At 30.1% G+C, this 11,562-nt stretch carries 9 protein-coding genes, 1 pseudogene and 2 riboswitches; of the genes and pseudogenes, 9 read left to right on the plus strand and 1 reads right to left on the minus strand.

Features of this window, described 5'->3' with window-relative positions; all coding sequences use genetic code 11:
* Positions 1-8: 8 nt before the first annotated feature.
* The 4 genes from D2A34_RS19725 to crcB all read left to right on the plus strand — a co-directional run bounded on the left by D2A34_RS19725 (position 9) and on the right by crcB (position 4,852).
* A complete protein-coding gene (locus tag D2A34_RS19725; protein WP_119367750.1) occupies positions 9-1,682 on the plus strand; it encodes a ribonuclease J in 1,674 nt (557 codons plus the stop codon).
* Positions 1,683-1,725: 43 nt separating this feature from the next.
* Positions 1,726-2,001 (plus strand): metal-sensing transcriptional repressor, encoded by a 276-nt coding sequence (locus tag D2A34_RS19730; protein ID WP_079439549.1) that lies wholly within the window; start codon positions 1,726-1,728, stop codon positions 1,999-2,001.
* A gap of 164 nt (positions 2,002-2,165) precedes the next feature.
* Positions 2,166-4,028, plus strand: coding sequence for a heavy metal translocating P-type ATPase (locus D2A34_RS19735; protein ID WP_079439548.1), 1,863 nt, complete (start codon positions 2,166-2,168; stop codon positions 4,026-4,028).
* 151 nt (positions 4,029-4,179) lie between these two features.
* Positions 4,180-4,244: riboswitch (Fluoride riboswitch) on the plus strand.
* A gap of 215 nt (positions 4,245-4,459) precedes the next feature.
* The gene (gene crcB / locus D2A34_RS19740) at positions 4,460-4,852 is read left to right on the plus strand and encodes a fluoride efflux transporter CrcB (protein WP_341467268.1); all 393 of its coding nucleotides are present in this window, start codon (positions 4,460-4,462) and stop codon (positions 4,850-4,852) included.
* A gap of 926 nt (positions 4,853-5,778) precedes the next feature.
* On the opposite strand, the pseudogene D2A34_RS27610 reads toward crcB, so the two are convergent.
* Positions 5,779-7,089: pseudogene (locus D2A34_RS27610) on the minus strand (voltage-gated chloride channel family protein); the annotation flags it as partial.
* A gap of 106 nt (positions 7,090-7,195) precedes the next feature.
* A riboswitch (Fluoride riboswitch) is annotated at positions 7,196-7,255 on the minus strand.
* A 237-nt stretch (positions 7,256-7,492) separates the two neighbouring features.
* Between D2A34_RS27610 and D2A34_RS19750 the strand changes: the two are divergent.
* The 5 genes from D2A34_RS19750 to D2A34_RS19770 all read left to right on the plus strand — a co-directional run bounded on the left by D2A34_RS19750 (position 7,493) and on the right by D2A34_RS19770 (position 11,456).
* Positions 7,493-8,938, plus strand: coding sequence for an FAD-dependent oxidoreductase (locus tag D2A34_RS19750; RefSeq protein ID WP_119367753.1), 1,446 nt, complete (start codon positions 7,493-7,495; stop codon positions 8,936-8,938).
* 248 nt (positions 8,939-9,186) lie between these two features.
* Positions 9,187-9,633, plus strand: a complete 447-nt coding sequence (locus tag D2A34_RS19755) for a MarR family winged helix-turn-helix transcriptional regulator (RefSeq protein ID WP_119367754.1) — start codon at positions 9,187-9,189, stop codon at positions 9,631-9,633.
* A 286-nt stretch (positions 9,634-9,919) separates the two neighbouring features.
* Positions 9,920-10,318: a hypothetical protein gene (locus D2A34_RS19760; RefSeq protein ID WP_079439595.1), complete on the plus strand. Its 399-nt coding sequence runs from the start codon at positions 9,920-9,922 to the stop codon at positions 10,316-10,318.
* Between the two features lie 105 nt (positions 10,319-10,423).
* The gene (locus D2A34_RS19765) at positions 10,424-10,837 is read left to right on the plus strand and encodes a (2Fe-2S)-binding protein (RefSeq protein WP_079439543.1); all 414 of its coding nucleotides are present in this window, start codon (positions 10,424-10,426) and stop codon (positions 10,835-10,837) included.
* Positions 10,838-11,276: 439 nt separating this feature from the next.
* Complete coding sequence (locus D2A34_RS19770) at positions 11,277-11,456, plus strand: (2Fe-2S)-binding protein (protein ID WP_079439542.1); 180 nt, start codon at positions 11,277-11,279, stop codon at positions 11,454-11,456.
* The last annotated feature ends 106 nt before the right edge of the window (positions 11,457-11,562 follow it).

Here is an 11,562-nt window from a genome sequence, read left to right on the forward strand (position 1 = left end):
GAGTAAAAATGGTAAATAAGAAAAAAGTTAATAAGATAAAAGTTATACCTTTAGGAGGGGTAGGAGAAATAGGGAAGAATTTAACTGTATTTGAATATGAAGACGAAATAGTAGTTATAGATTGTGGAATGTCATTTCCAGATGGAGAGCTTCCAGGAATCGACCTAGTACTTCCTGATATAACGTATTTACTAAGAAATAAAGATAAGATAAAGGGATTTTTTATAACTCATGGGCATGAAGATCATATAGGAGGATTACCTTATGTGTTAAAACAAATTAATGTTCCTATTTATGCTACAAAGTTAACTTTAGGGTTAATTGAAAGTAAATTACAAGAACATAATATTCTTAGTGATTGCACATTAAACATGGTTAAACCAGGTGATATAATAGAAAAAGGCAATTTCAAGATTGAATTTATTAGAACAAATCATAGTATAGCAGATAGTGTATCAATTGCTTTACATACACCTATAGGAGCAATTGTTCATACTGGTGATTTTAAAATTGATTTTACTCCAATTGATGGAGAAATTATAGACTTACAAAGATATGCACAGCTCGGAAAAAAAGGAGTACTGCTTTTAATGGCTGATAGTACTAATGCTACTCGTGCAGGTTATACAATGTCGGAAAAGACTGTTGGTGAAACTTTAGATAATCTATTTATTAAGGCAGATGGAAGAGTAATAGTAGCTACTTTTGCATCAAGTATCCATAGAGTGCAGCAGATTGCAAATGCGTCTATAAAAAATGGTAGAAAGATTGCTTTCAGTGGAAGAAGCATGGAAAAAATATCTGAAGTTGCTAGAGTCTTGGGATATTTATTTATACCACAAGAAATGATAATAGATTTAAATGATATTAAAAAGTACCCTAACAATAAAATTACGATAATTACCACTGGAAGCCAAGGTGAGCCAATGGCAGCGCTTACAAGAATAGCTTCAGGAAATCATAGGAGTATTCAACTTGAAAAGGATGATATGGTAATTATATCATCAACTCCAATACCTGGTAATAAAAAGGCTGTCTCTAATGTTATAGATGATTTAACACAAAAAGGTGCCAAGGTGATATACGAAGCAATAGAAGACATACATGTATCAGGCCATGCTTGTGAGCAAGAGCTTAGACTGATTCATGCACTCTTAAAACCTAAATTTTTTGTACCAGTACATGGTGAGTATAGGCATTTATTAAGTCATTCTAAAATTGCAGAAAATATGGGTATGGATAAATCAAATACGTTTATATTAGAAATAGGAGATGTATTAGAATTATCTAGAAATAAAGCAGAAATAACTAACAAGGTGCCAGCAGGTAGAGTTCTTATAGATGGCTTAGGTATTGGAGATGTAGGTAATATTGTACTTAGAGATAGAAAAAATTTATCAAAGGACGGTATTATAACAGTAGTTATAGTTATAAATAAAGAAAGTAGAAGTATAATATCTGGTCCAGATATTATTACGCGCGGATTTGTATATGTTAGAGATTCAGAAGAAATAATTAAGGATATTAGAGAAATAGCCTATAAAAGTGTAAAGGGATGCCTTGATAATAATGTAACTGAGTGGTCAGAAATAAAAAATACTATTAGAAGAGAAATAAACACTTTTATATATACAAAAATAAAAAGAAAACCTATGGTTTTGCCAGTGATTACTGAAATATAAATTATGAAAACAATAATATTTAATTTTATTAGGAGGATTTGATATGCGTCAATGTATGGATATACCAAAAGTTCAAACTAGGATTAAAAAAATAGAAGGCCAGCTTAGAGCCATTTCAGAAATGGTAGATAAGGATGTACCTTGTGAAGATATTTTAATACAAATTAATGCGGCTAAAAGTGCTTTACATAAAGTTGGTCAAGTAGTATTGGAGGGGCATCTTCAACATTGTGTTCGTGAAGGGATAGAGCACGGTGATGCTGATAAGACAATTGCTGATTTTGCTAAAGCAGTAGAGCATTTTTCTAGGATGTCATAACAATATTTAAATTATAATGATTTTTTATGGGAAGCAGTCAAAATTTGACTGCTTTTTGTTATAAATATTTTTAAACAATTATGAGAATCATTCTTGACAAAAAAATCTTTTATCATTATCATATACGTATACCCCTAGGGGTATATGAAAGGAGAGGATATGAAATGTCTAAAATAAGTGAATTCATAAAGGATGAAGAAAAACGAACTATGATAATGCTTATAATATCAGCATTATCGCTAATAATTAGTTTTTTTAATTTAATAGATTTACCTTTTGATGCTGCTTATATAGCAATAGTATTATGTGGTTTGCCAATTATTAAAGAAGCAATAATTGGACTTGTTACAGAATTTGATATTAAAGCAGATGTGCTAGTTTCTATGGCTTTAATTGCTTCTGTAATCATAGGTGAAATATTTGCAGCAGGAGAAGTTGCATTTATTATGACTTTAGGTGCATTGCTTGAAGAACATACTGTTGCAAAAGCAAAATCTGGAATTGAAAAATTGGTTAATCTAACACCAACAATAGCAAGAGTAATTGTAGATGGAAAAGAAAAAATGATTAAAGCTAAGGATGTTCTAGTAGATGATATTATTAAAGTTTTGCCAGGAGAGACAGTACCTGTTGATGGTATTTTGATTGAAGGGGAGACATCAATAGATCAATCTGTTATGACAGGGGAATCAATGCCTGTAGATAAGAATGTTGGAGATGAAGTATTTAGTGGTACTGTAAATCAATTTGGTGCCTTCAGTATGAAAGCGAGTAAAGTTGGTGAAGATAGTTCACTTCAAAGAATGATCCGTCTTGTAAAATCAGCAGATGCGGGAAAAGCAAAGATTGTAGGAATGGCAGATAGATGGGCTACATGGATTGTTGTAATTGCTTTAATATCAGCAGGTGGAACATGGTTCGTCACGGGTGAAATTCTTCGTTCTGTTACAATATTAGTTGTATTTTGTCCTTGCGCATTAGTTTTAGCAACACCGACAGCAATCATGGCAGGTATAGGAAATGCGACAAAGCACGGTATTTTAATTAGAGAAGGGGATGCCCTTGAAAGGTTATCAAAAGTTAAGAAGATTACTTTTGATAAAACAGGAACTTTAACTTATGGAAAACCAAAAGTAACTAAAGTATGTACTTTTGACAAAAGCGTATCAGAAGAAGAATTATTAAATTTAATGGCCAGTGTTGAGAGCTCTTCAGAGCATCCACTTGGAAAAGCAATTATAGAATATTATAAAACAGTATCAAAGGAAGGATTTAAGAAAGTTACAGACTTTAAGATGATAATTGGTAAAGGGGTTTCTGGAAAAATAGATAATAATAAAATAATAGCAGGAAACAAGAAGCTACTAGAAGAATATCAATTAAACTTAAGCAATGTTCAAGAAAATTTAGCTTCCGATTTTATAGAAAAAGGATGTACAGTTGTGTATATTGCACAGGATGATCATGTAAAAGGTTTTGTTGTTTTAGAAGATGTATTAAGAGAAGATGCCCAAAATACAATTCAAAAAATTAATAAATTAAATATAGAGTCTGCTCTGATTACAGGTGATAATAAAAAAACAGCAGAAAATATAGGAACTTTATCTGGTATTGAAAAGGTATATTCAGAATGCCTGCCTGAAGATAAATTAGCTATAATTGAAGAATTTCAAAAAAATGGACAACTCGTTTCAATGGTTGGTGATGGAGTAAATGATGCACCAGCATTAAAGAAGGCTTTTGTTGGAATTGCCATGGGTGGTATAGGAAGTGATATTGCTGTAGATGCGGCAGATATAGCCCTTGTAAGTGATGATATAAAATGTATTCCACACTTATTAGAGCTTTCAAAGAGAACTATGAAAACAATAAATATTAATCTTGCATTGTCAATGGCCTTAAATTTTATTGCAATTATATTAGCTATGACAGGTATTCTTAATCCAATTGTAGGAGCATTGGTACATAATGTAGGTTCAGTTGTAGTTATTGTACATTCAGCATTATTATTAAAATGGAGGAGTTAGATAAATGAAATGCTTAATAAAATTATAAAAAGATTTAAATTATAAGAGAGAAGAATAATTAAGAAAATTAAAAATTGAATTATTAAAGCTTGAAAATCATCAAATTATAACTTACAATTAAATAAACAGATGATGTTTTTAGAATATGAGGAATTTTATAGGTGATGAGGTTCGCCTTTAAACATCTCTTTAGAGATTGATGACTTCTACTACAATAAATGTAGTAGGAGTCTTTTTATTTTTAAGAACTTTTTGAATCTATGCATATATTTTGGTTATTGAAATAGAAAATGGACTTATTAAAACATAACTTAGTATAATAAGAAGACTTAATCTAATATATTAGTTGTTAAATGGAGCTGTAACTTAAGAATGGAGGCGGAAGGATGAATAGTAATTAATAATCCAGATAATAAAATATTTTTTAATAAATGGAGGAGATTAAATTGCAAAGAGTTATTTATGTGGGTATTGGAGGATGTATAGGAGCAATAACTAGATATTTAATTACTAAACAGTCAGCCAATTTATTTAATTATAGCATTCCACTAGGGACGCTGATAGTAAATGTTGTTGGTGGTTTTTTAATAGGTATGATAAATGAATTAAGTATGTCTACAGATTTAATATCACCAGATTTAAAGCTTTTTTTAACCACTGGAATCATGGGAGGTCTTACAACTTTTTCAACATTTAGTTATGAAACAATCAGCTTGCTAAGTGATGGAAGATATTTAGCAGGCATGTCAAATGTTTTATTAAATGTTTTCTTAAGCCTGGAAGGAGTTGTTCTGGCTACATATTTATGTAAAGTTATTGTGTAATAGCTATTATATTAATTGCAAATGATCAATTACTAAAGCGTGATTCAGATATTTTGTTTTGTTTGGAAAATTATTTAAGCAAATTCTAATATTCTAAAATTCTTAAGAATATTAGAATTTGCTTTTCATATAACAATCTTAAATAAAGTTTGTAATTGCTTTAATGTGACTTAACTAAGATTTTCAAGATTTAATTCATCAATTATTTTTTCAACATTATAAGTTATATCAACACTATTATTAAAATTAGTATTAACTAAAGTTATTTTATCATTATGTCCAAAATGTTCTTCAATGAACAATTTTATTTTATGTTCTCCTTCATATAAATCTATATGCTGCACTTGATCTTTACTTGGAGGAGAAGACCATGTACCACCATCAAGATTATATGAATTGTGGTTTAGCCTAACTTTACCACCATTAACTGAAATGTTATAAATAATTTCGCCTTTAGGATTTGGAAGTTCAATGCTAGACTTTAAAAGCTTAAATTGATTTTTAAGGTTTACTTCTTTAGATTCACTATCATAATCGTCATATTCATCATCATTTATAACATTATTCTTATAATCATGTTTACTATAATGTTTTTGAAGTGAATATTGTACTTCAACGCTGTTAAATAAATTAGTGTTTATTAAAAATAGTTTATCCTTTTGGCCATAAGATTCAGATACATTAATAGCATGAATTTCTTCAGTATTATCTTTTAGTTTAATATATTTTAACTGTCCTTTAATTGGATTTGCTGACCAGGTACCACCGTCAGGATTATATGAACGATGAACTAATCGTACACCTTTTCTGTTACATTTGATTTTATATATATTTAGGCCTTCTATACTAGGCAGCTCTATACTTGAAACTCCAAATTTAAATTGACTAATAAGAATATGATTATCGTTAGATTTTTTTTCATCTACTTTCTTTTTTCTATAATAAGCAAGAGTCGATTCTTGAGGGACTTTAATTAATCTGCTTTTGCTTATACCAATCTTTTGCGAAGTATAAATACCAGAGTGACCAGAGAATAAATAACTTATAGCACAAGTCATAAACATAAATTCCATGCCTGCTGAGCCAAACATTTCAAGGCCTAAAACAAAAGAAGTTATAGGTGCATTTGTAGCTCCTGCAAATACTCCAATAAGGCCTAAGGCTGCTAAAAGTGAAGGTGAAATATTAAGAATACTTGATAAAGTATTTCCAAAGGTTGAACCAATTACAAAAAGGGGAGTAACCTCACCGCCTTGAAAGCCTGTACCTAAGGTAAATGAAGTAAATATAATTTTTAGCAAAAATGCAAAAGGGTTAACATGCCCAGTAAAGGAATCATTGATTAATGGAATACTTAAACCAAGATAATCTCTTGTTCCTATCATATATGTAAAAGCAATTATTATAAGTCCGCCCATAAAGCTTTTAATAGAAGCATTTTCAAAACCAGAAGAAAAAACTTCTTTTAATTTATGAGTTAATTCACTGAACAGCTTACTTATTAATCCAAATAAAATTGCAGCAATTACAACTTTTAATACTGAAGAATATGTAATGTCAGGAATTTGCAAAACACTATAATGAGTATGATGAATTCCCCATACTTCAGTCATAATATTTCCTACAAAAGCCGAAATGAAGCAAGGAATTAACCCCGCATAATTCATAGTTCCAAGAGCAGCCACTTCAAGTCCAAATATAGTACCAGCAAGAGGCGTACCAAATACAGAACCAAATCCGCTGCTTATACCACACATTAAAATAATTTTAGTATCTGTTTTATCTAGTTTTAATAACTTACCAATACTTTCTGCTATACTTGAACCAATTTGTACTCCAGTACCTTCTCTTCCAGCAGAACCACCAAATAAGTGAGTAATGAAAGTTCCAAAAAAGACTAAAGGTGCCATACGCAAAGGGATATGATCTTTGCTTGTATTAATTTTATCTATAATTAGATTGTTACCTTTAGAAGAGTTTTTCCCATATTTAGAGTATAAGAGGCTTACAAGTGCACCTCCTATTGGTAAAAGGAATAATAGCCAAGGATTATCATTTCTTATTGTTGTAGCAATATCTAAACTTTTTAAAAAGAAAGCAGCAGCAGAACCTACTAAGGATCCTACTATTGTACTAATTATAATCCATTTAAAAAATGATAGCCCAAGGATTGTACTCATATTCAAGTTCTTAATAAATAGTGTTGTTCTTAAAATTTTTGAATTTCTTTTATGCATTATTATTCTCCTTATCTTATTGTTTTTAGTAATATAATTTAGCATAATAATTATTGTGTATATTTGGAAAAATAAAAATGACTCCTACAAAAAAGCGGATTACCGCTATTTTGTAGGAGTCATTAGCATTACGCAGTTAAAGGCGAACTCCATCACCTAAAATATATTAGTAATATTATCATAATTAATTTATTTGAACAATTAATGCAAATGCTAAGAACTCAAAAGAGATTGACCTAGTTTTATTACTAAACGATATCATTAAATATTACAACAATAATTATAAAAAATTAGATGTTTCTAATATGATTTATATGAATATTTTAAAAATTAATTGTAGGAACTAATAGAAATCTGTGTATAGTATTTAAAAAAATGGAATACTAAGCACGAGGTGATTTATATGGAAAGTGTATGGAGTTCTGAAGTTAATTTTAGAAAAAGAGAAACTCTAAATAAAAATATTGAATGTGATGTTCTTGTAATAGGGGCTGGAATGGCAGGGCTACTTACAGCATATATGCTAAGTAAAAGTGGGAGAGAAGTTGTTGTAATTGATGCGAGAAGTACAGCAGGTGGAGTTACTAAAAATACAACTGCTAAAATAACATCTCAGCATGATTTAATTTATGATAGTATCATTAAGGAATTTGGTGAAGAAGGAGCAATACAATATGCGAGAGCTAATGAGCTTGCAATAAGGAGATACAAGGAAATAATTGATTCAGAAAAAATTGATTGTGACTTTGAGTATAAAGATGCGTATTTGTATACGTTAGATAATATCGAAAGTCTAGAAGATGAATATAATGCGGCTCAGAGATCAGGAATTGATGCAGAGCTCGTAGATGAAGTAAGTATTCCTGTAGGGGCTAAAAAGGCATTAAAATTCAAGAATCAGGCACAGTTTAATCCACTTAAGTTTTTGAGTCCAATCTCAGAAAAATTAACTATTTATGAGAATACTGTAGCTCTTGATATTACTGAAGACAACACTGTAGTTACAAAAAATGATATGAAAATTAAAGCTAATAAAATAGTGGTAGCAGCTCATTACCCATTTTTAAATACTCCAGGATATTATTTTATGAGAATGCATCAAGAAAGAGCGTATGTTTTGGCATTAGAAAATGCTGAAGATGTAAATGGAATGTATAAATGTATTGATAAAACAGGATATTCTTTTAGGAATTATAAAAATTTATTAATATTTGGTGGTGCTGTTCGAAGAACTGGGGAAAATGAAGAAGGGGGAGCATACGAAGAGTTAAGAAAAGCAGCCAAAGAATTGTATCCAAACTCAACAGAAAAATATCATTGGTCAACTCAAGATTGTATGACATTGGACAATATACCTTATATAGGTCACTACTCATCTAAAACTCCTAATATTTATGTTGAAACAGGATTTAAAAAATGGGGAATGACAACTTCAATGGTTGCGGCAATGATAATAAGCGATATGATTCTTGAAAATGAAAATGACTTTTCAGAAATATTTTCACCAGGAAGATTTGATATGTCATCTTCAATGAAAAATGCTGCTAATGATATTATAATAACCGCAAAGAACTTCATTGCTCAAAGGATAGATATTCCAGAGGAGACTCTTGAGAGTATTCAAAATGGTCATGGAGGCATTGTAGAATACAAAGGTCAAAAGACTGGAGTATATAAGGATAATGATGGTAAAGTGTTCACGGTATCAACAAAGTGTGCCCACTTAGGCTGCGAGCTTAAATGGAATGCTGATGATTTAACTTGGGATTGTCCCTGTCATGGCTCAAGATATAATTACGAGGGAATCTGGATTGAAAGTCCGACTAATAAGTGTCTTCATGAAGTCTAATCTTGTGTATTAAAGTCTATATTGTTACATACCCCCAATATTTTTACTAGATAGCCGTATTGTATAAAACCAGTACGGTTTTTATTCTTTGGAATATTATAATCAAGTTAAGTTTGTAGATGATTTTTAAAAGTAGTAGAAACACATAATCTTCAAAGCAGATTTTTTGGGTTCTACCAATTATTTCATAAAGTTATATTGATATAATCCCCTTGACATTATTACTAATTAGTAATAATATTATACCCATGGATAAGAAGAAAGTTACTTATGGAGAATTAAATGATTTAAATTTAAAAGCTATTATAGCATTAAGCCGATGCATACAAAGTGTTAATAAAAGAGAAATTAAAATTATCAAAGAAGGAGGATTAACTTTTTCACAATTTGGAGTACTTGAAGTACTGTATCATAAAGGAGACTTAAGAGTCAGTGAAATATTAGAGAAAACTCTTTCAACTGGTGGTAATATGACTGTTGTTATAGATAACCTAGCTAAGGATGATTTAATCGAAAGACGACCTGATTCTAAGGATAGACGTGCGAGTCTGATAAGCATTTCTGAAAAAGGAAGAAAGCTTATGAGTGAACTTTTTCCTAAGCACGTAGATAATTTAAGTGAAATTTTTAGTGCTTTAAGTGTTGAAGAGAAGAAGAATCTAATAAATATGTTAAAGAAATTATCAGGTGTATAAAGTGAAACTTAGCTTCAGAGGGAGTTTTATCTCCCACTGAAGCTAAGTTGAACTTATCTAGGGTCGTGCCACTGTTATCTCCCGCTTCAATAGAAGATGGGAGTGTTACAGTGGCTAGACATCAGATAAAGTTACACCTTAATTTTTAAATAAATACTACTAATTAGTAATTAACTAGTTAGTAGTTAACTAATTAGTAATGATTAATTAATTTTATTTAGAGAATATGATTTGAGATTGGAAAGGAAGAGTTTAAGTGGACTATTTAAGTAATTTGGAGAATGATATGAAAGAAATATGCGATGACTGTTGCCAGAAAGGTTCAGATAATTGTAATTATAGAAAGTGCAATATTGGATTTGCAAAGTATGTTGTAGAAAATATAAAAGATAAAGCTATAAAAGCTATAGAGGATGGACAAAATCTAATTCCAAAGGACGATTTAAAATACTATGAGGATAAAATAATTGCCAGAGGAATCGCAAATATCTGTAAGTTATGTAAAGACTGCAATGAAAATCATAGTGAAAATTGTGTTGTAGCACTAACAAGAAGATCTTTAGAATATACTCAATTAAAAGATAAGATAGAGTATCCAGGAAATGTACTTATGTACCTAATGAATGTCTCGAAACAAAATCCAGAGCTAGCAGAGTCAATCAAATTAGAATACTTAAGCATATAAGGAACATTAATAAAAATAAAAACTTTAAAAAATAGTTAATAGAGGTGAATATATTATAAAACACCTTTCATATAAATAAAAAAATAATGAGGAGAGTTACGTAAGATGATTAAATCAATATTATCAAAATTATTTGGAATTAAGGAAGAAGTTAAAACTGAGGACAATAAAATTGTTTGTGGATGTTTTAAAATAACAGAACAAGATTTAAAGAATGCAGTTAAAAATGGTGCAAAATCATTTGAAGAAGTGCAAACTATCACTAAAGTTGGTACTGGCTGTGGCCGCTGTGTAGAAGGTAATAAAGCACTAATTAATAAATTAATATTAACAAATAAAATAGAAGAAAATGCAGTAGTATGTGGTTGCTTTAAAGTTACAGTACAAGATATAAATAATGCAATTAAAAATGGAGCTAAATCATTTGAAGAAGTGCAAGCAATTACAAAAGTTGGTACTGGCTGTGGACATTGCGTAGAAAGCAATAAAGAATTAGTTAAACAATTATTAGCAAGATAGTATAAAGATAAACAGAACTTAACTTAAACTTATACAATAACTCACCGAAATGAGTAGCATACTTTTGTTCCAGTTTCTAAGGAATTTTTATGGGTGACTCTAAGAATAAAAGTTGTACCCAAAATGCTAGCCTCAAAGGCAAAACGCTCACAGAGAAAGTTCTGCTGACCAAATATAAAATTTGGAGCATCACTTTTTGAACTAGCATATTTGGAACAACTTTTATTCTAAGAATCACATCCATAAAAATTCCTTATGAAACATTCCACAAAAGTATGCTACTCATTTCTAGTTGGGTTATATTTAAAAGCATATGCTAAGGTTATGATTTGTTTATATATAATCTGAAAAGCATACATAATAAAGATGTAAGTGCTAAAAATAATAATTGTTAGAAGATTTCATATATAAACTAAAAATAGTTAAAGGAGACGAGATAATGGATAATGATAAAGTAATATGCGGATGCAAAAATGTTAAAGTACAAGACATAAAGAATGCCATTGCTAATGGGGCAAAATCATTTGAAGAAGTTCAAGAAAAAACTGAAGTAGGAACTGGATGTGGCCATTGCGTAGAAAACAATAGAGCATTAGTTGATGAATTATTAGGAAAATAGTACCAGAAATAAATACTATACCAACTATGATACCACTTACATAAAGATGTTAATGCATCTTTATGTGGTGGTTCTTTTGGTTTATGGTAATAAGTCTTAATGTATA

Origin of the sequence: Clostridium chromiireducens, from assembly GCF_003575225.1 — a bacterium.
GTDB classification, from domain to species: Bacteria; Bacillota; Clostridia; order Clostridiales; family Clostridiaceae; genus Clostridium; species Clostridium chromiireducens.

What these genes read in the sequence shown, in the direction of transcription:
- D2A34_RS19725 (WP_119367750.1), top strand. Translation starts at nt 9, where the DNA reads ATGGTAAATAAGAAAAAAGTTAATAAGATAAAAGTTATACCTTTAGGA.
- D2A34_RS19730 (WP_079439549.1), top strand. Translation starts at nt 1,726, where the DNA reads ATGCGTCAATGTATGGATATACCAAAAGTTCAAACTAGGATTAAAAAA.
- D2A34_RS19735 (WP_079439548.1), top strand. Translation starts at nt 2,166, where the DNA reads ATGTCTAAAATAAGTGAATTCATAAAGGATGAAGAAAAACGAACTATG.
- crcB (WP_341467268.1), top strand. Translation starts at nt 4,460, where the DNA reads ATGGAGGAGATTAAATTGCAAAGAGTTATTTATGTGGGTATTGGAGGA.
- D2A34_RS19750 (WP_119367753.1), top strand. Translation starts at nt 7,493, where the DNA reads ATGGAAAGTGTATGGAGTTCTGAAGTTAATTTTAGAAAAAGAGAAACT.
- D2A34_RS19755 (WP_119367754.1), top strand. Translation starts at nt 9,187, where the DNA reads ATGGATAAGAAGAAAGTTACTTATGGAGAATTAAATGATTTAAATTTA.
- D2A34_RS19760 (WP_079439595.1), top strand. Translation starts at nt 9,920, where the DNA reads ATGAAAGAAATATGCGATGACTGTTGCCAGAAAGGTTCAGATAATTGT.
- D2A34_RS19765 (WP_079439543.1), top strand. Translation starts at nt 10,424, where the DNA reads ATGATTAAATCAATATTATCAAAATTATTTGGAATTAAGGAAGAAGTT.
- D2A34_RS19770 (WP_079439542.1), top strand. Translation starts at nt 11,277, where the DNA reads ATGGATAATGATAAAGTAATATGCGGATGCAAAAATGTTAAAGTACAA.